19 protein-coding genes are annotated in these 17536 nt (G+C 73.5%); 2 read left to right on the forward strand and 17 right to left on the reverse strand.

Annotated features, from left to right (window positions below; all coding sequences use genetic code 11):
• Positions 1-49: 49 nt before the first annotated feature.
• The 7 genes from SPI96_RS04330 to SPI96_RS04360 all read right to left on the reverse strand — a co-directional run bounded on the left by SPI96_RS04330 (position 50) and on the right by SPI96_RS04360 (position 5066).
• Positions 50-1060, reverse strand: coding sequence for an SseB family protein (locus SPI96_RS04330; RefSeq protein ID WP_414601903.1), 1011 nt, complete (start codon positions 1058-1060; stop codon positions 50-52).
• A complete protein-coding gene (gene priA, locus SPI96_RS04335) occupies positions 1057-1848 on the reverse strand; it encodes a bifunctional 1-(5-phosphoribosyl)-5-((5-phosphoribosylamino)methylideneamino)imidazole-4-carboxamide isomerase/phosphoribosylanthranilate isomerase PriA (protein ID WP_321081140.1) in 792 nt (263 codons plus the stop codon). Before priA ends, SPI96_RS04330 begins: the two co-directional genes overlap by 4 nt.
• A 34-nt stretch (positions 1849-1882) precedes the next feature.
• Positions 1883-2041, reverse strand: a complete 159-nt coding sequence (locus SPI96_RS04340; RefSeq protein ID WP_321081141.1) for a hypothetical protein — start codon at positions 2039-2041, stop codon at positions 1883-1885.
• Positions 2041-2700, reverse strand: coding sequence for an imidazole glycerol phosphate synthase subunit HisH (gene hisH / locus SPI96_RS04345; protein ID WP_321081142.1), 660 nt, complete (start codon positions 2698-2700; stop codon positions 2041-2043). Before hisH ends, SPI96_RS04340 begins: the two co-directional genes overlap by 1 nt.
• The gene (hisB, locus tag SPI96_RS04350; protein WP_321081169.1) at positions 2700-3281 is read right to left on the reverse strand and encodes an imidazoleglycerol-phosphate dehydratase HisB; all 582 of its coding nucleotides are present in this window, start codon (positions 3279-3281) and stop codon (positions 2700-2702) included. The genes hisH and hisB overlap by 1 nt, the downstream gene beginning before the upstream one ends.
• Before the next feature lie 195 nt (positions 3282-3476).
• Positions 3477-4616, reverse strand: coding sequence for a histidinol-phosphate transaminase (locus tag SPI96_RS04355; protein ID WP_321081143.1), 1140 nt, complete (start codon positions 4614-4616; stop codon positions 3477-3479).
• Between the two features lie 99 nt (positions 4617-4715).
• Positions 4716-5066, reverse strand: a complete 351-nt coding sequence (locus SPI96_RS04360; protein ID WP_321081144.1) for a LysM peptidoglycan-binding domain-containing protein — start codon at positions 5064-5066, stop codon at positions 4716-4718.
• A gap of 242 nt (positions 5067-5308) precedes the next feature.
• Between SPI96_RS04360 and lexA the strand changes: the two genes are divergently transcribed.
• A complete protein-coding gene (gene lexA / locus SPI96_RS04365; RefSeq protein ID WP_321081145.1) occupies positions 5309-6016 on the forward strand; it encodes a transcriptional repressor LexA in 708 nt (235 codons plus the stop codon).
• Positions 6017-6076: 60 nt separating this feature from the next.
• Here the strand turns inward: lexA and SPI96_RS04370 are convergent, their stop codons facing one another.
• The 3 genes from SPI96_RS04370 to SPI96_RS04380 form a co-directional block, all read right to left on the reverse strand.
• Positions 6077-8164 carry an ATP-dependent DNA helicase gene (locus SPI96_RS04370; protein WP_321081146.1) on the reverse strand — a complete coding sequence of 696 codons (2088 nt, stop codon included), beginning with the start codon at positions 8162-8164 and terminating at the stop codon, positions 6077-6079.
• A complete protein-coding gene (gene hflX / locus SPI96_RS04375) occupies positions 8164-9780 on the reverse strand; it encodes a GTPase HflX (RefSeq protein ID WP_321081147.1) in 1617 nt (538 codons plus the stop codon). The genes SPI96_RS04370 and hflX overlap by 1 nt, the downstream gene beginning before the upstream one ends.
• Positions 9781-9888: 108 nt before the next feature.
• Positions 9889-10011, reverse strand: a complete 123-nt coding sequence (locus SPI96_RS04380; RefSeq protein WP_321081148.1) for a hypothetical protein — start codon at positions 10009-10011, stop codon at positions 9889-9891.
• Between the two features lie 265 nt (positions 10012-10276).
• Between SPI96_RS04380 and SPI96_RS04385 the strand changes: the two genes are divergently transcribed.
• Complete coding sequence (locus SPI96_RS04385; protein WP_321081149.1) at positions 10277-10927, forward strand: class I SAM-dependent methyltransferase; 651 nt, start codon at positions 10277-10279, stop codon at positions 10925-10927.
• 131 nt (positions 10928-11058) lie between these two features.
• Here the strand turns inward: SPI96_RS04385 and dapF are convergent, their stop codons facing one another.
• From dapF to SPI96_RS04420, 7 genes are all read right to left on the reverse strand, one after another.
• On the reverse strand, positions 11059-12018 hold the full coding sequence (gene dapF / locus SPI96_RS04390; RefSeq protein ID WP_321081150.1) for a diaminopimelate epimerase: 960 nt from the start codon (positions 12016-12018) through the stop codon (positions 11059-11061).
• A gap of 9 nt (positions 12019-12027) precedes the next feature.
• Positions 12028-12978, reverse strand: coding sequence for a tRNA (adenosine(37)-N6)-dimethylallyltransferase MiaA (gene miaA / locus SPI96_RS04395; RefSeq protein ID WP_321081151.1), 951 nt, complete (start codon positions 12976-12978; stop codon positions 12028-12030).
• Positions 12975-14516, reverse strand: a complete 1542-nt coding sequence (miaB, locus tag SPI96_RS04400) for a tRNA (N6-isopentenyl adenosine(37)-C2)-methylthiotransferase MiaB (protein ID WP_321081152.1) — start codon at positions 14514-14516, stop codon at positions 12975-12977. The genes miaA and miaB overlap by 4 nt, the downstream gene beginning before the upstream one ends.
• Before the next feature lie 71 nt (positions 14517-14587).
• Positions 14588-15520 carry a regulatory protein RecX gene (locus SPI96_RS04405; RefSeq protein WP_321081153.1) on the reverse strand — a complete coding sequence of 311 codons (933 nt, stop codon included), beginning with the start codon at positions 15518-15520 and terminating at the stop codon, positions 14588-14590.
• 41 nt (positions 15521-15561) lie between these two features.
• On the reverse strand, positions 15562-16626 hold the full coding sequence (gene recA, locus SPI96_RS04410) for a recombinase RecA (RefSeq protein WP_321081154.1): 1065 nt from the start codon (positions 16624-16626) through the stop codon (positions 15562-15564).
• Positions 16627-16859: 233 nt separating this feature from the next.
• The gene (locus SPI96_RS04415) at positions 16860-17078 is read right to left on the reverse strand and encodes a DUF3046 domain-containing protein (protein WP_321081155.1); all 219 of its coding nucleotides are present in this window, start codon (positions 17076-17078) and stop codon (positions 16860-16862) included.
• A gap of 34 nt (positions 17079-17112) precedes the next feature.
• Entirely contained in the window at positions 17113-17517 is a 405-nt protein-coding gene (locus SPI96_RS04420; protein ID WP_321081156.1) for a helix-turn-helix transcriptional regulator, read from the reverse strand.
• Between the last annotated feature and the right edge of the window lie 19 nt (positions 17518-17536).

The following is a 17536-nucleotide window of genomic DNA, read 5'->3' on the forward strand; positions in this document are numbered from 1 at the left end:
GGGCTCCGCCCCCTGTCAGCCCACGGTAGCCGATGCCCCCGGACGCCGTTCAAGGCCGCCGGACGGTGATCTCCACAGAGTCCGCACGCTCAGCCAGCAGCGGCAGGTCCGCCAGCACCGTGCGCAGCGTCGCGGTCATCAGGCGCACCCCGGCGGCGTCCGTGCCGCGGGCCGGCATCGCCACGACCCGCAGCTCCGTGCCGGAGCCGCCGCCGGCCATGACCTCCCCGGAGGCCGTCCGGGTGGCCACGCCCGGCCCGGGAGCCAGGCCCAGGGACATCAGGTTCGGCACGAGGTCCGCGACCTCCCCGATCGCCGCCGCCAGCTCCTCGTCCACATAGGACGGCGTCCACGCCCGCTGCTGGGCCAGGGCCCACACGGCGGGGCGGCGCACCACATAGGTGTGCTCCGCGCCGGCGTCGACCACCACCAGATCGCACCCCTCGTCCACCGCGGACAGGCACGCGCGCGGCATCCAGACCGCCACCGGCCGGGCCTGCCGGTTCCAGGCCGTCAGCGCCGGCACACTCGTGAACACGGGCAGCGCGCTGCGCCCGTCCGGGGCGCGCATCGTCACCAGGGCCACGTCCGCGGCCTTGTCCCCGTGGAGGGCGGCGTCGGTGTGGTCATGCCCGTGAGCGTGCTCGTGCTCGTGGTCGTGTCCCTCGGTGTGGCCGGTGTGGCCCGGATGCCCGTGCACCGCGGAGTCGTCCACGGCGAGCGTGGGCACCACGGCCGCGAACACGCGGATCCCGGCGAGCACCTGCGCCACCTCGGCCTCCCCGGCCGACCCGGAGGTGAGGGACTCCATCGCCTGCGTCCACGCGGACGGGGCGGTGCCGTCGTCGTCGTCGAACACGTGCAACGGGTTCGCGGAGCCGTCCACGCCCGGGCCGGAGAGGTCACGGCCCGCCCAGGGCACCCCAGCGGTGTCCGCGGTGTTCTCCCCCGCCGTCTTCGCGCGCATCCGCTCCAGGGCGGCACGGATGTGGCCGGGCAGCTCCCGGGCGCCCTCCACGGGCACCCGGACCGGGGCGTCCTCGCCCTCGGTGGCGCTCACTCGGCCTCCGGGGCAGGGTGGGCGGCACGGGCCTCGGCGACGTCGGCGCCGGCGGCCACCGCGAGCGCCTGCGGCAGGGTGAAGCGCCCGGCGTACAGGGCCTTGCCCATGATGGCGCCCTCCACCCCCTGCGGGACCATGGCGGCCAGAGCCGCGATGTCCTCGAGGGAGGAGATACCGCCGGAGGCGACCACGGGCTTGTCGGTGACCCGGCAGACCTCGGCGAGCAGCTCCGTGTTGGGCCCGCGCAGGGTGCCGTCCTTGGTCACGTCCGTCACCACGTAGCGGGGGCAGCCGGCGTCCTCGAGACGGGCGAGCACCTCCCAGAGGTCGCCGCCCTCCTTCGTCCAGCCGCGGGCGGCCAGGGTGGTCCCGCGCACGTCCAGGCCGACGGCGATCCGGTCCCCGAAGCGCTCGATGGCCCGGGCCGTCCACTCCGGGTCCTCGAGGGCCGCGGTGCCCAGGTTCACACGGGTGGCGCCCATCTCGAGGGCGTGCTCGAGGGAGGCGTCGTCCCGGATGCCGCCGGAGAGCTCCACCTTGATGCCGAGGCTGTCCACCACCTCGCGCAGGATCTCGCGGTTGTCCCCGCGGCCGAAGGCGGCGTCGAGGTCCACGAGGTGGATCCACTCGGCGCCGGCGCGCTGCCAGTCCAGGGCGGCGGCCAGCGGCTCGCCGTAGGAGGTGGCGGAACCGGCCTCGCCCTGGACGAGGCGCACGGCCTGGCCGTCCTGGACGTCGACGGCGGGCAGGAGCTCGAGGGCGGGAGCGGCGTCGTTCCGGGTCATGGGGGTTCCTCTCAGGGGGTGTGAGCGAGGTCGGTCAGGTGCCGACGGTCAGGAAGGCGGCGGCGATGGCCATGCCGGCCAGCACCAGGGCGATCAGGGCGGCCCACCCCGGTGCGCGCTGGGCGCGCAGGGACCAGGCGGCGCCGATCAGCAGGCCGCCGAGGCCGAGGTAGAGGACCGACCAGTAGGGCATCAGAGGGTGTCCAGCCAGTTGCGCAGCAACTGCAGACCGGCCTCCCCGGACTTCTCGGGGTGGAACTGGGTGGCGCAGAGTGGGCCGTTCTCCACGGCGGCGATGAAGTCCGCCCCGTGGTGGGCCCAGGTGACCTGCGGCGGGCGCATGGCGGGGATGCTCTGGTCGAAGTCCCAGCGCAGCACGCCGTAGGAGTGCACGAAGTAGAAGCGCTCGTCCTCGATGCCGTCGAAGAGCGCGCTGCCGGCGGCCGGGCGGACAGTGTTCCAGCCCATGTGGGGCAGGACGTCGGCGGGCAGGCGCTCCACCAGGCCGGGCCACTCCCCCATGCCTGCGGTGTGCTCGCCGTGCTCCTCGCCGGCCTCGAACAGCACCTGGTGGCCCACGCACACCCCGAGCACGGGACGGCCGCCGGCCACCCGACGGCCGATCCAGCGGGTGCCGCCGACCTCCGTGAGGGCCTGCATCACGGCCCCGTATGCCCCCACGCCGGGCACGAGCAGCCCGTCCGCGGAGAGCACGGCGTCCGGGTCCCGGGTGAGCTCCACCTGGGCGCCGGCGTGCTCGACGGCGCGCACGGCCGAGCGCACGTTCCCCGATCCGTAGTCCAGGACGGCGACGCGCGGCCGCACCCCGGGCACGGAGGTGGGGGCGGCCATCAGAGGGCGCCCTTGGTGGAGGGGATGCCGCTGACGCGCGGGTCGTCCTCCGCGGCCGAGCGCAGGGCCCGGGCGAAGGCCTTGAACTGGGCCTCGACGATGTGGTGCGGATCGCGGCCGCGCACCACGTCCATGTGCAGGCAGATGGCCGCGTGGAAGGTGATGGCCTCGAACACGTGGCGGGTCATCGACCCGGTGAAGTGCCCGCCGATGAGGTGATACTGCTGACCCTCGGGCTCGCCCTCGTGCACGAGGTAGGGGCGGCCGGACAGGTCCACGACGGCGCGGGCCAGGGCCTCGTCCAGGGGGGCGGAGGCCTCCCCGAAGCGGCGGATGCCGCGCTTGTCGCCGAGGGCCGTCTTGAGGGTCTCGCCCAGGGTGATGGCGACGTCCTCCACGGTGTGGTGCACGTCGATGTGGGTGTCCCCCTCCGCGTGGACGGTGAGGTCCATCTGGGAGTGGCGGGCCAGCGCGGTGAGCATGTGGTCGTAGAACGGCACGCCGGTGGAGATGTCGGCCGTACCCGTGCCGTCAAGGTCCAGTTCGAGGCGGATGTCGGACTCGCTGGTGGTGCGGTGCATGCGGGCACGGCGTCCGGAGATGAGCTCGGGGGCCACGGGGTCCTCCTGGGGTGGGCGGGCGTCGGGGTGAGGTCGGCGGGGTGAGGGCGGCGGGCGGGCGGGTGCCCAGTCCATCGTAGGTGCGGCGGGCCTCGGGGTGATCCGCTCGGGTCGGTCAGGGGATTCCGGACGGAGGCTTCGGCCGGAGTGGGGCGGTCAGGCGGAGGGTTCGGCAGGGCGCTCGGCGGGATGCTCGGCCAGGACGACCTCGAGCGCGGTGAGGAACGCGGTGGTCTCCTCCTCCGTTCCGGCGGTGACGCGCAGGTGGTGGGGGATGCCGACGTCGCGCACCAGCACGCCGTGGGCCAGCAGGGCCTGCCACACGGCGTGGGCGTCCTGGAAGCGGCCGAAGAACACGAAGTTGGAGTCCGAGACTGCCGGGTGCAGCCCGAGCTCGCGCAGACGCGCGACGATGCGGTCGCGCTGGCCCTTGATGGCCTCGACGGTGCCCAGCAGGGTGTCCACGTGCTCGAGCGCGGCGAGGGCGGTGGCCTGGGTGACGGCCGAGAGGTGGTACGGCAGGCGCACCAGGCGCAGGGCGTCGGTGACGGCGGCGTCCGCGGCCAGGTAGCCCAGGCGGGCACCGGCCAGGGCGAAGGCCTTGGACATCGTGCGGGTCACGATCAGCCGCTCCCGACCGGGCAGCAGGGTCAGCGCCGAGCGCGTGCCGGCGAGGGCGAACTCCGCGTAGGCCTCGTCCACCACGATCATGGCGCCGTGGCCACCGTCGGCCTCGTTGCGCGCCTGGGCGTCGTAGACGGCCTCGATCACCTCGAGCTCGAGGGCCGTGCCCGTGGGGTTGTTCGGGGAGGCGAGCACGACGACGTGGGGCCGGTGGCGCCGCACCTGCTCGGCGGCGTGCTCGGCGGAGAGGGTGTGGTCCTCGGCGCGGCCGCCGTCCACGAACGCGGTGTCCGTGCCCGCGGCGAGCAGGGGGTACATCGAGTAGCTGGGCTGGAAGGACAGCAGCGTGCGCCCCGGACCGCCGAAGGCCTGGAGGATCTGCTGCAGGACCTCGTTGGAGCCGTTGGCCGCCCACACCTGCTCCGGGCCGATCCCGTGGCCGAGGTAGCCCGCCAGGTGCTCGCGCAGCTGCGTGAACTCACGGTCCGGGTACCGGTTGAGGCCGCCGGCCACCGCGGCCACACGGGCCGTGATGGCCTCGGCCACCTCGGCGGGCACCGGGTGGGTGTTCTCGTTCGTGTTGAGCATGTACGGCACGTCCAGCTGGGGGGCGCCGTACGGGCTGAGGCCGCGCAGACTGTCGCGCAGCGGCAGCGAGGAGAGGTCGGGCATGGCGTCCATCCTAGGAAAGAGCGGGCACCTCGGCGGACCGTGGGTCGGATTGGGTCGCCCACCACCCCCGCCCACAGCGGCGCCCTCCAACGGCGGCACTCATGCCGCGAAGGGGAGGAACAGCTCCTCACCGGGCTCCGGGGCGCGGCCCTCCAGACTGTTCAGCTGGTCCAGCCGTTCCACGATCACGTACGGATCCTGCCCCGGGGCCACCGTCTGGGCGATCGACCAGAGACTGTCCCCCGGCATCACCGTGATGGTCTGCAGCTCCGCGGCGGGCACGTCCGCCGAGGCCGCCGGAGGCGAGAGCAGGATGCCCGCGAAGAACACGGCGGCCGCCGTGAGCGCGCAGACGGAGAGGATCAGCGGCACCCCTCGGAGCACGAGGCGGCCACGGCGGGTGAGGCGGAAGCCGCCCGGACGATGCTGGGCTGCGTGCGCGAGTGTCATGGAGTCCTTGCCTTCCTCCCGGCGAGCGGGCGAGTCGAACATCTGTTCGATGCTCTTCGAACCCTTTTCTAGCACATGTGTTCGAGACTCGCCCAGAGCGAGTCGAACACATCTTTGGATCCGACGGGCCCCTCCAGTAGTGTCGGAGGACACCCGAACCCCAGGGCCGGCCCCGGCGGTCACCCCGATCCCACCAGCCGGGCCGGACACGATAAGCCCCTCCAGCAGAACGGACGCCCGGCATGGCCACCCCCGCCCCCCAGCACCCCGCTCCGGCGCTCACAGACCGCCAGCGGCGGATCCTGCGGACCATCCGCGACGTCATCGCCGAGCGCGGCTACCCGCCGTCGATGCGGGAGATCGGCGACGCGGCGGACCTGTCCTCCCTCTCCTCCGTGACCCACCAGCTCGACCAACTGAAGCGCTTCGGCTACATCCGCAGGGATCCGGGCCGCCCCCGCGCCCTCGAGGTGCTCCGGGACGAGGACGGCGCCCCCGTGCACGAGAACGCCGCCGCCCAGGATCGCGCAGGCCTGGCCGGCCTGCCCTCCTGGCACACCGGCGCCCACGAGGGCGAGACCGTGCCCGTGCCGTGGGTGGGGCGCATCGCCGCCGGTGGACCGATCCTGGCCGAGCAGCGGGTCGAGGAGGTCATGGAGGTGCCCCGACGACTCACGGGCGAGGGCGAGCTGTTCATGCTGCGCGTCTCCGGGGACTCCATGGTGGACGCCGCGATCTGCGACGGCGACTGGGTGGTGGTCCGGCGTCAGGAGACCGCCCAGAACGGGGACATCGTCGCCGCCCTCCTGGACGACGAGTCCACCGTGAAGACCTTCCGCCAGCGCGACGGCCACACCTGGCTGCTCCCCCAGAACACGGCGTACGAGCCGATCCTGGGCGACCGCGCCACCATCATGGGCCGGGTCGTCACCGTCCTGCGGGCCCTCTGAGCCGACCGCCGCCCGGTTCTGGAGAGGACCGGGCGGCCGACACCTCAGCGGGCGGACACCTCAGGGCGCCAGACGGCTCAGGACGCCGCGCACCACCGCCGGGTCCGTGGTGCGCCAGAAGTCCGGCAGGGCGCTGGTGATGTACCCGCCGTAGCGCTCGGTCGCCAGGCGCGAGTCCAGCACGGCGACGACGCCCCGGTCGCCCTGGGCACGCACGAGCCGGCCGGCGCCCTGTGCCATGCGCACGGCCGCGTGGGTGGCCGAGACCTTCATGAACCCGTTGCCGCCGTGCCGGGCGACGTCCCGGGTGCGGGCCTGAGAGAGCGGGTCGTCCGGGCGCGGGAACGGGATGCGGTCGATCACCACCAGTCGCAGCGAGGGCCCCGGGACGTCCACTCCCTGCCACAGGCTCATGGTGCCGAACAGGGAGGTGTCCGGCTCGTCCGCGAACTGCCGGACCAGGGCGGAGAGGGTGGCCTCGCCCTGGCAGAGGATCGTGTGGCCCCGGCCCAGCCGGGTCCGCATCTGCGCGGCAGCATCCTCGGCGGCCCGGCGTGAGGAGAACAGCCCCAGCGCCCCGCCCCGAGAGGCCCGCAGCAGCGCCTCGAGCTCGTCCAGCGACTCCGGGGACGCGGTGCGCCCCGGCTTCGGCAGGTGCCGGGCCACGTAGAGGATCCCCTGGCGGGGGTAGTCGAAGGGGCTGCCCACGTCGAGCGCGGTGTAGCGCGGCGCACCCGGGCCTGCCAGCCCGACGTCGCCGGCCACCGAGTCGAAGCGCCGTTCCCCCTTGCCCACGGTGAGCGTGGCGGAGGTGAGCACCGTGGTGGCCTTGCCGAACAGGCCCTCGCGGAGCTTGCCCGCCACGGAGATGGGCGCCACGTAGAGCTGGGGCGGGTCGGATTCGTCCCCGGGCTGCCACCCCACGCCGGGCTCGAAGTGCCCGGGTCGGGTGGCCCACAGGACCTCGGGGAAGTCGGCCTCGGGCCGGGCCGCGAGCATCCGCTCCACCACCTCAACCACCTCGAGCAGCCGGGACCGGGCCATCTGGCGCCCGCCGTCAGCCTCCGACTCCTTGTCCTTGCCGAGGTCGGAGAAGCACTGCCGGGCGGCCGCGAGCACGGCCCCCAAGGCCTGCTCCTGGGCCTCGTCCGGGCCGCCGTGGATGAGCCCGGAGGGCACGCCCTCGAACGCTCGGTCCAGGCCGGCGGCGGCCTGCAGGAGATCCTCCACGGCCACGGCGGTGTGCTTGCGCAGCGAGGTCGCCGCCCCGTGCACGATGGACCCGGAGAGCTGGCCGGTGACGGCGCCGGTCACCCGGTCCTGCAGCTCGTGGGCCTCGTCCACCACCACCGCCGAGTAGGCCGGCAGCACCGCCAGGCCCTCGAAGGCGCTGATCGCGAGCATCGCGTGATTGGTGACCACCACGTCGGCGTCGGCGGCCTCAGCCCGGGCGCGTTCGGAGAAGCACTCCTCCGCCATGGGGCAGCGCGAGGCGCCGAGGCAGTCCACCGCGGAGACGGACACCTGACGCCAGGCGCGGTCCGTCACGGGGACGTCGAGGTCGTCGCGGTCGCCCGTCTCGGTGGTCTCGGCCCACCGTCGCAGGTAGAGCACCTCCTTGCCGAGCAGGGAGGTCGGGGTGCCGTCGTCGCCGGTGCCCAGGACCGTGCCGCCGTCGTCCGTGACGGCAAAGAGGGTCTCGTCCCCCTCGTCCCCCGGGTAGCCGCCCTCGATCTTGTGCCGGCACAAGTAGTTGGACCGGCCCTTCACGAGCGCCACCACGGGCTCGCGCGGCAGCTCATCCCGGAGGATCTCCACCAGGCGGGGGGCGTCCCGGCGCATGATCTGCGCCTGCAGCGCCAGGGTGGCGGTGGCCACGACCACCGGGTCGTCCTGCCCCATGGCGTGCTGGAGCGCGGGGATCAGATAGGCCAGCGACTTGCCCGTGCCCGTGCCGGCCTGCACCAGCAGGTGGCGGCGGGTCTCGAGCGCACGCGCCACCTGCAGGACCATCTCCCGCTGACCGGCGCGTTGCTGCCCGCCGGTGGCCTCCACGACGACGTCCAGCAGCCGCAGCGCCTCCTCCTCACGGTCCGTGGTGGGCACCGCGGCGGATGCGCCGGCCTCCTCCGACCCCGGCGCCCCCATCAGACGGCGGGCTCCGGGCGGCCCGAGGCATCCACCCGGTAGGGGGCGAGGTCCTCGGCGATGTCCTCACGGACCAACACGGACAGTCGGGTGCCGCCCTCCTCGTACGCCTCAGCGAGGATCTCGGCGTCCTCGGAGTGCAGGCGGGAGACCACCTGGCCGTCCGTGAACGGCACGAGCAGCTCCAGGCGCACGCTCGGGCGCGGGATGGTGGAGGCGATGGCGCGCTCGAGCTCGGCGATGCCCTCGCCCGTACGGGCGGAGACCACCACAGTGTGGGGCTCCTTGGCACGGATGCGGGCGATCACGGCCGGCTCGGCGGCGTCCGCCTTGTTCAGCACGATGATCTCGGGGATCCGGTGGGCGTCCACCTCGGCCAGCACCCCGCGCACGGCGGCGATCTGCCCCTCCGGGTCCGGGTGCGAGCCGTCCACCACGTGCAGGATCACGTCCGCGTCCGCGACCTCCTCAAGCGTGGAGCGGAAGGCCTCCACGAGCTGCGTGGGCAGGTTGCGCACGAAGCCCACGGTGTCGGAGAGGGTGTAGCCGATGCCGTCCGGGGTCATGGCCCGGCGGACGGTCGGGTCCAGGGTGGCGAACAGGGCGTTCTCCACGAGCACCCCGGCGTGGGTGAGCCGGTTCAGCAGGGAGGACTTGCCGGCGTTGGTGTAGCCGGCGATCGCCACGGAGGGCACCCGGTTGCGGCGGCGGTTGGCCCGCTTGGTCTCGCGCGCCGGCTTCATCGCGGCGATCTCCCGCTTGAGCTTGGCCATACGGGTGCGGATGCGGCGGCGGTCCAGCTCGATCTTCGTCTCACCGGGGCCACGGGAGCCGATGCCCTCACCGCCGGCGGCGCGACCGCCGGCCTGCCGGGACATGGACTCACCCCAACCGCGCAGGCGCGGCAGCAGGTACTCGAGCTGAGCGAGCTCCACCTGCGCCCGGCCCTCACGGGAGGTGGCATGCTGGGCGAAGATGTCGAGGATCAGCGCGGTGCGGTCGATCACCTTCACACGCACCACGTCCTCGAGCGCACGCCGCTGGGAGGGGGCGAGCTCGGAGTCCACGATCACGGTGTCCGCACCGGTCAGCGCGACGATCTCGGCGAGCTCCCGGGCCTTGCCCTTGCCGAGGAACGTGGCCGGGTCCGGGGTGGCGCGGCGCTGCACGACGCCGTCGAGCACCTCCGAGCCGGCGGTCTCCGCGAGCGCGGCGAGCTCCCGCAACGAGTTCTCCGCGTCCTCCGCGGTGCCCTCGGTCCACACGCCGGCGAGCACCACGCGCTCCAGGCGCAGCTGCCGGTACTCGACCTCGGACATGTCCTCGAGCTCGGTGGAGAGTCCGGCCACGCGGCGCAGGGAGTGGCGGGCGGCCAGCTCGTCCTGGTCGCCGTCGGCCTCGGTATGGGCGTTGCCGCCCTCGGCCAGGGCGAGGGCACGGCCGGCGAGGGCGGACGAGCGGTGCTCGGCGCTCTCCGGGGCGGGGCCGGCGTCGTCGGTCTCGCGGGCGGCGCGGCGGGCGTCGTCCGCAGCGAGGATCCGGTCGATGACGGCCTGGATCTCGTCCTCGGAGGATGCGCCCGAGGCGGGCGGGGTGGTCTGGTTCTGGTCGGTCATGGTCTCCTCTGGGCCTGCACGGTCGGCGGCCCGGTGTCGTCTCAGGCTAGTGCGTCAGGGTGACGCGTTACGGGGATGTGGACGCCCGGGAAGGGCGCCGACGGTGGATCACGGCAGGGCCGCCGCACGGGCGGGGCGGCTGTGGCGCAGGGGTGGACGCAGTCGACGCCGGGGCTCGGCGCACGGGGAGGCTGGGTCCGGGGAGGCCCGCGAGGGCGCGGGGATGGTCATGGAGGGGGATCCTCAGGTGCTCGTCCGGCGTGGCCCGGGCGCACGGGGGCATCTCGGGCGGGGCAGGCGGAGGACGACGGCGGCCGGAGCGATGGGCTCGACGGCGGACGGCGTCAGGCGAACAGCAGGATCATGGGGTCCAGTGTAGCGAGGGGCCTCCGCCGGGGGAAGGTGCTCGCCCTGGGCGAACGGGGGCGAACGGGGCGGGCCGGCGTCGCGGTGGCCAGCCCCGGCGTCGGGGGTCCCCGCTGACTACCATGGCCAGGTGAGCCAGCACTCCCCCGACGGCGGCGCCCCCGCCTCCCACTACTTCGACGCGGCCCCGACCGCGCCCGAGCGCCGACGCACCGTGACCGTGCCCCTGGCCGGCCGCCGGGTGCAGGTGCAGACGGCCAACGGGATCTTCTCCCCCGACGGGCTGGACAAGGGCACGGCCGCGCTGCTGTCCGCCGTGCCCGCCCCTCCACAGACGGGACGGTTCCTCGACGTCGGCGCCGGATGGGGGCCCCTCGCCCTCACCCTGGCGCTGTCCTCGCCCGGGGCGGAGGTGACCGGCGTCGAGGTCAACCAGCGCTCGCTCGCCCTGGCCCGGGACAACGCCGCCGCACTCGGGGCCGGCAACGTTCGGTTCCTGCGGCCGGAGGAGGTGACGGCCGACGCCGAGTTCGACCTGATCTGGTCCAACCCGCCCATCCGGATCGGCAAGGAGGCCCTGCACGGGATCCTCGAACGCTGGCTGCCGGCGCTCGCCCCCGGCGGTGAGGCCTGGCTGGTGGTGCAGAAGAACCTCGGGGCGGACTCGCTGCTGCCGTGGGTCCGGACCATGCTGGAGGAGCGGGAGCCGGGGGCGTTCACCGCCGAGCGGGCGGACACGGTCAAGGGGTTCCGGATCCTGAAGGTGGTGCGGGCCGGCTGAGCCTGCCGTCTCCCGCTTCTCGCACGGGAGGGGCGCTGGAACCTCCCGTTCCATCAACGGGAACGGGCCGGGGCGCTCCCGTTTCGTCAACGGAAGCGCCCCGGGAACCACCCGTTTCTCGAACGGAAGTGTCAGGCGGTGAGTTCGCCTTCGAAGACGAGTTCGGCCGGGCCGGAGAGCACCACATGCTCCTGGCCGTCCCCACCGGCCACGAAGTCCACGCCGAGCACCCCGCCGGGCACCTCAACGAGCCACGAGTCCGAGCCCTCGGCCCCGGCCCACAGTCGCATCGCTGCGGCGGCCGCGCACGCGCCGGTGCCGCAGGACTGCGTCTCCCCCACACCGCGCTCGTGCACCCGCATCCGCACCCGGCCCACCCCCTCGGCCACCAGGGGCTCATGGGCGGCCACGAACTCCACGTTCGTGCCGTGCGGCGGCACCGGTTCCACCAGGGGCGCCTCGTGCAGGTCCAGGGTCTGCAGCTCCGCCAGCGAGGTCAGCGGCACCACCGTGTGCGGGTTGCCCATCGAGATGCTCAGCGCCGGGCGCGGATCCGGCAGGCCTGCCAGGCGGACCAGGGCGTCGGAGGCGTTCTGCTCGGCCTGCTCCGGCTCCAGGAGCGTCCAGGTGCCCATGTCGATCGAGTACCCGCGCTCCAGGCGCGTCACCGTCCTCGCCCCGGCCCGGGTGCCGATGGTCAGGCTCTGTCCCGGGGTCAGCTCCACCAGGCCGGACTCCACCAGGAAGTGCACGAACACCCGCACCCCGTTGCCACACATCTCCGCGGTCGAGCCGTCCCCGTTGCGGTAGTCCATGAACCACTCCGCCTCAGGGTGCTCGGCGAGCACCGTCTCCCCCTCGGGCAGCCGGGCCGAGCGCACCGCTCGGATCACGCCGTCCGCGCCGATGCCCTGATGACGGTCCGCCAGGCGGGCCACCTGCTCGGGCTCGAGGTGCGCGTTGCCCTCCGGGTCCGCGATGAGCACGAAGTCGTTGCCGGTGCCGTGCCCCTTCGTGAACGGCAGGGAGGGGCGGTGGGCGGTCTCGGCGTCCCGACGGCGTCGAGTGCGGGGCTGCGGCTGCTCAGTCATGCGCCCAGTCTAGGAGAGGCCCTGCCCAGCGACGGCGGCCATCGCCTGCTCCACCACGTCCGGGGCGGGCACGTCCACCCAGTGCACCCGCGGATCCGCCCGGAACCAGGTCTCCTGCCGGCGGGCGAACCGGCGGGTGGCCACCACGGTGCGCTCGGCGGCCTCGGCCACGGTGAGCTCGCCGTCCAGCACGGCCAGCATCTCCCGGTACCCGATGGCCCGCGACGCCGTGGGCCCCTGCCGCAGCCCGTCCGGGCCAGGCACGTCCAGGGAACGGACCTCCTCCAGGAACCCGGCAGCGAGCATGGCCTCCACCCGCTGGGCGATCCGCCCGTGCAGCACCTCCCTGTCGATGCGCAGCCCGATCTGCACCACCGGCGCGGCCTCCGGCGCGTAGACCCGCTCCGGCATGAACGAGGAGAACGGACGCCCGGTGAGCCGGTACACCTCCAGGGCACGGACCAGGCGCCGCTCGTCCTGCAGACGTTCCGCCGAGGCCGGGTCCACCGCGGCCAGCTCCGCACGCAACGCCGCCAACCCCTGGGCCCGTGCCCGTTCCTCCAATTCCGCACGCACCGCCGCATCCGTGGGCGGGAACTCGAGCACGTCGAGGGCCGCCCGCACGTACAGGCCCGAACCGCCCACCAGGATCGGGGTGCGGCCGCGCTCTCGGATCTGCGCGAACAGGGTGCGAGCCCACTGCTGGAATGCGGCCACCGAGGCCTCCTGGCCGACGTCGAGCACGTCCAGCAGGTGGTGCGACACCCCCTGGCGCTCGGCCTCGGTCACCTTGGCGGTGCCCACGTCCATGCCCCGGTAGAACTGCAGGGCGTCCCCGTTGACGACCTCACCGTCCAGCGCCTGGGCCAGGGCGACGGCGAGTGCGGACTTGCCCGTCGCCGTCGCCCCGACCACGGCAACCACCGGTGGACGGCCCAGCGGGGCGGGCACGCCGTTCACGCGCGCGGACGCAGGGTGGGCATGCCCAGGCTCGTGGCTCCGCCCGTACCCGCTTCCCCAGGCGCCGGGGCACCACAGGACTCGGCCTGCGCCCGGTCCCAGGCGTCCCCGGCCCGAGAACGGCGCAGCGTGTAGTCCTCGGACGAGGGGTCGGCGACCGCGAAGAACGGGTGCGCCTGCGTGACGGTGACCGTCACGAAGTCCCCCGGGCGAGGCACCGGCGCTCCGTCGGGCACGGAGAAGTGCACGAGCCGGTTGTCCGGGGCGCGCCCGGAGAGCCGGCCCCGCTCGGCCGCCTTGGACCCGGAGTCCGCGGTGACCAGCAGCTCCTGGCGGGTGCCCACGAGCGTGGCCATCTCCTCGGCGCTGATGCGGTCCTGCAGCGCCACAAGGCGCTCGAACCGCTCCTGCACGACGGCCTTGGGCACCTGGTTCTGCATCGCACCGGCCGGGGTGCCCGGGCGGATCGAGTACTGGAACGTGAACGCGGAGGAGAACCGGGAGGCCTCCACCACCCGCATCGTCTCGGCGAAGTCTTCCTCCGTCTCCCCCGGGAAACCCACGATGATGTCCGTGGTGATGGCCGCGTGAGGGATGCGCTCGCGGACCTTCTCGAGGATGCGCAGGAACTTCGCGGACCGGTAGGAGCGGCGCATGTCCTTGAGCACCCTGTCCGAGCCGGACTGCAGGGGCATGTGCAGCTGCGGCATCACGGTGGGGGTCTCGGCCATGGCGTCGATGACGTCGTCCGTAAACGCGGCAGGGTGCGGGCTGGTGAAGCGGATGCGCTCGAGGCCCTCGATCTGCCCGCAGGCGCGCAGCAGCTTGGCGAACGCGCCGCGGTCGCCGAACTCCACACCGTAGGTGTTCACGTTCTGCCCCAGCAGGGTGACCTCCACGGCGCCGGCGTCCACGAGCGCCTGGACCTCCGCGAGGATCTCCCCCGGGCGGCGGTCCTTCTCCTTGCCGCGCAGCGAGGGGACGATGCAGAACGTGCACGTGTTGTTGCAGCCCACGGAGATGGACACCCAGCCGGAGTGGGTGGAGTCCCGCTTGGTGGGCAGCGTGGAGGGGAAGACCTCGAGGGACTCGAGGATCTCGATCTCCGCCTCGGCGTTGTGCCGGGAGCGCTCGAGCAGCACCGGCAGGGAACCGATGTTGTGGGTACCGAAGACGACGTCCACCCAGGGGGCCTTCTGCTGGATGGCGGTCTGGTCCTTCTGCGCGAGGCAGCCGCCGACGGCGATCTGCAGGCCCGGGCGGGCGTCCTTGAGGGCGCGCAGGTTGCCGAGGTTGCCGTAGAGGCGGTTGTCCGCGTTCTCCCGGACGGCGCAGGTGTTGAAGACCACGAGGTCGGGCTCCGCACCCTCCTCCGCCGGGGTGTACCCGGTGGACTCGAGGAGCCCGCTGATGCGTTCGGAATCGTGCACGTTCATCTGGCACCCGAACGTGCGGACCTCGTAGGTGAGGCCCTCGTGCGGGCGCGGGGCGCCGGCGGCGGGGGCGGGGGCTTCAGTGGGGGGATCCGTCAACGTCACCGCACCATTCTAGGAACTAGTGTCCGGGACCTCGCACCCGGCACTCGTGCCGCCGGGGTGGGCATGGGTGCTCAGGCCTCGTGCTCGGCGAGCACCTCGCGCACCACGGTGAAGGCCAGGGAGCCGCCGTACCCCTTGCGGCCGAGCATGCCGACCAGGCGCCGGGTCTGGCGGTCCCGCTCCGCCCGGGCCTGCGGGTCCGACCCGGCGGGCACGGTGCGGCCCCGCAGACGACGGCGGACGAGGTCCTCGGCGGCGGCCCGCTCGTCCTCGGAGTCGATGGCCTCCAGGGCCTCGGCGGCGACGTCCCGGTCCACGCCCTTCTGCTGCAGCTCGTGGCGCAGGGCACGCCGGGCCAGGCCCTTGCCCCGGTGGCGGCTGCGGACCCAGACCTCCGCGAAGGCGGCGTCGTCCACGAGCCGGACCTCCTCCATGCGGTCGAGGATCCGGGCCACGAGCTCGGGCTCCGCGCCCCGCTCGGTGAGCTTGTCCTCGAGCTGGCGGCGGGAGCGGGGACCCAGGGCCAGCTGCCGCAGCACGACCTCGCGGGCGGCCTCCTCCCGCTCGTGCGGGTCCTCCGGCAGCGGAGCTGGTCCGGGGGCACGGGTGCGGCCGGTGCGAGTGTCCCGGCCCTCGGCGGCCACTGTCCGGGACCTTGGCCCCTGGGAGCTTCTGCTCCGGCGGGAGCTCGCCCGGGAGCCCGATGAACCGGAGGAAGAGGATCCCGAGGGACCGGAGGCGGAGCCCGGAGCGTCTGCCGACCACGGCAGCACCCGCGGCCCGGAGGCCGGGGTGGGGGCCGGCAGGTCGCTGGCGCGCGTCAGCAGCGCCCCGAGGTCGGGAGCTTCCCGGAATTCCGGGGTGTCAACAGGCACCGGGGTCTGGCCGGCGTCCTGCTCGACGCCGGCCAGGCCGAGCCACAGGGCTGCGGCGTCGGTGTCCCGGGGGTCGTCGAAGTCGGGCACGGCCTCCGGGGAGCGGCCGGCACCGGAGCGGTGCTCCATGCGGCGGCTCCCCGGACGGCGACCCCGAGACGACGGCGCGGTCATCCGGCGGCAGCGTCTCCGGCCACGGCGGTCAGGGCCGGGGCGTCTTCGGCCTCGTCCTCCTTGATCACACCCAGCTTGGTGAGGATGCGCTGCTCGATCTCGAGGGCGAGGTCCGGGTTGTCCTTGAGGAAGCGGCGGGCGTTCTCCTTGCCCTGGCCGAGCTGGTCGCCGTCGTAGGTGAACCAGGCGCCGGACTTCTTCACGATCCCGTGCTCCACGCCCATGTCGATCAGCCCGCCCTCGCGGGAGATGCCGACGCCGTAGAGGATGTCGAACTCGGCCTGCTTGAAGGGCGGGGCCATCTTGTTCTTCACGATCTTGACCCGGGTGCGGTTGCCCACCGGGTTGCCGCCCTCCTTGAGGGTCTCGATACGGCGGACGTCGATGCGCACGGAGGCGTAGAACTTCAGGGCCTTGCCGCCGGTGGTGGTCTCCGGGGAGCCGAAGAACACGCCGATCTTCTCGCGCAGCTGGTTGATGAAGATGGCCGTGGTGTTGGTCTGGTGCAGGCGGCCGGTCACCTTGCGCAGCGCCTGGGACATCAGGCGGGCCTGCAGGCCCACGTGGGAGTCGCCCATCTCGCCCTCGATCTCGGCGCGCGGGGTGAGCGCGGCCACGGAGTCGATGACCACGACGTCCAGGGTGCCCGAGGAGACGAGCATGTCCATGATCTCGAGCGCCTGCTCGCCGGTGTCCGGCTGGCTCACCAGCAGCGCGTCCGTGTCCACGCCCAGCTGACGGGCGTAGACCGGATCCAGGGCGTGCTCGGCGTCGATGAACGCAGCGATGCCGCCGGCGCGCTGCACGTTGGCCACCGCGTGCAGGGCCAGGGTGGTCTTGCCCGAGGACTCCGGGCCGTAGATCTCCACCACACGGCCTCGGGGCAGGCCTCCGATGCCGAGGGCGACGTCCATGGCGACCGAGCCGGTGGGGATGACCTCCACCGGGGCCTGGGTGCGGTCCCCGAGACGCATGACGGAGCCCTTGCCGAACTGCTTGTCGATCTGGGCGAGCGCGGCCTCAAGGGCCTTCTCGCGGTCCGTGGTGGTGTCCTTGCTCATCCGTGCCCTCCTGGGGTCGTGGTGGTCGGGCGGGGCGGCGCGTGCCGTCCGTGTCATGACCCCGAGGCTACGCACCCGGCGGACACGATAAGCCGGACGGGGCGTCTGCTGGGGACGGCGGCGGGGGTCCGTGCCGTTGTGCAGGAGTGTAGCGCATCGTTCGAACACGTGTTCGAACTCCGGGACGGTGATGCCAGGGTGGTCGGCCGTCGGGGCGACCGCCCCCGGAACGGTCAGGGACGGGGCGGGATGTCCCGGCCGAGGCGGCGCTCCTCGGGGATGTCGTGCAGCTCGCACACGGCCAGCCAGACCTCACGGGGGTCCACGCCGGAGGCGAGGGCGCAGGAGGCCGTCGTGTCCAGGCCGGGCAGGTGGAGGGAGTCGGCGACGACGCCGGCCCGGGCGGGGCCGAACTCCTCGCTCATGAGGCGGGTGAACTCGCTGACGCGCATGGTCGATGCCGTACCGGGCCGGTCCCGGCAGGGCTCAGCGGACGAGCGCGTCCAGTTCGGAGGCGTCCTCGGCCAGCCCGGCCGGGACGGTGTCCGGCACGGCCACGCCCTCCTGGTCCGCGAGGCGGTCGGACACCTCGCGCAGCAGGTAGGACAGCGGGATCTCGAGGGCCTCGCAGATGGAGGCGAGCAGCTCCGAGGATGCCTCTTTCTGGCCGCGCTCGACCTCGGACAGGTAGCCGAGGGAGACGCGGGCGTCGTGGGAGACCTCGCGGAGCGTGCGGCCCTGGCGCTGACGCACGTCCCGCAGGACGTCGCCGATCTCGTGACGGAGGATGGGCATGCTGCGCTCCTTGAGCTCAGGGACGGGGTCGTGGCGGCGCGGCTGGGCGTCCACCCATCGGGTGACGCCGTTCGCCTGCACGGGGTGTCGCATCATGTGTATCGGTCACTCCTGG

It is taken from the genome of Micrococcus sp. (genome assembly GCF_034179925.1).
Lineage (GTDB): Bacteria > Actinomycetota > Actinomycetes > Actinomycetales > Micrococcaceae > Micrococcus.

What these genes read in the sequence shown, in the direction of transcription:
- priA (WP_321081140.1), bottom strand. Translation starts at nt 1,848, where the DNA reads ATGACCCGGAACGACGCCGCTCCCGCCCTCGAGCTCCTGCCCGCCGTC.
- SPI96_RS04340 (WP_321081141.1), bottom strand. Translation starts at nt 2,041, where the DNA reads ATGCCCTACTGGTCGGTCCTCTACCTCGGCCTCGGCGGCCTGCTGATC.
- hisH (WP_321081142.1), bottom strand. Translation starts at nt 2,700, where the DNA reads ATGGCCGCCCCCACCTCCGTGCCCGGGGTGCGGCCGCGCGTCGCCGTC.
- hisB (WP_321081169.1), bottom strand. Translation starts at nt 3,281, where the DNA reads ATGCACCGCACCACCAGCGAGTCCGACATCCGCCTCGAACTGGACCTT.
- SPI96_RS04355 (WP_321081143.1), bottom strand. Translation starts at nt 4,616, where the DNA reads ATGCCCGACCTCTCCTCGCTGCCGCTGCGCGACAGTCTGCGCGGCCTC.
- SPI96_RS04360 (WP_321081144.1), bottom strand. Translation starts at nt 5,066, where the DNA reads ATGACACTCGCGCACGCAGCCCAGCATCGTCCGGGCGGCTTCCGCCTC.
- lexA (WP_321081145.1), top strand. Translation starts at nt 5,309, where the DNA reads ATGGCCACCCCCGCCCCCCAGCACCCCGCTCCGGCGCTCACAGACCGC.
- SPI96_RS04370 (WP_321081146.1), bottom strand. Translation starts at nt 8,164, where the DNA reads ATGGGGGCGCCGGGGTCGGAGGAGGCCGGCGCATCCGCCGCGGTGCCC.
- hflX (WP_321081147.1), bottom strand. Translation starts at nt 9,780, where the DNA reads ATGACCGACCAGAACCAGACCACCCCGCCCGCCTCGGGCGCATCCTCC.
- SPI96_RS04380 (WP_321081148.1), bottom strand. Translation starts at nt 10,011, where the DNA reads ATGACCATCCCCGCGCCCTCGCGGGCCTCCCCGGACCCAGCCTCCCCG.
- dapF (WP_321081150.1), bottom strand. Translation starts at nt 12,018, where the DNA reads ATGACTGAGCAGCCGCAGCCCCGCACTCGACGCCGTCGGGACGCCGAG.
- SPI96_RS04405 (WP_321081153.1), bottom strand. Translation starts at nt 15,520, where the DNA reads ATGGAGCACCGCTCCGGTGCCGGCCGCTCCCCGGAGGCCGTGCCCGAC.
- recA (WP_321081154.1), bottom strand. Translation starts at nt 16,626, where the DNA reads ATGAGCAAGGACACCACCACGGACCGCGAGAAGGCCCTTGAGGCCGCG.
- SPI96_RS04415 (WP_321081155.1), bottom strand. Translation starts at nt 17,078, where the DNA reads ATGCGCGTCAGCGAGTTCACCCGCCTCATGAGCGAGGAGTTCGGCCCC.
- SPI96_RS04420 (WP_321081156.1), bottom strand. Translation starts at nt 17,517, where the DNA reads ATGATGCGACACCCCGTGCAGGCGAACGGCGTCACCCGATGGGTGGAC.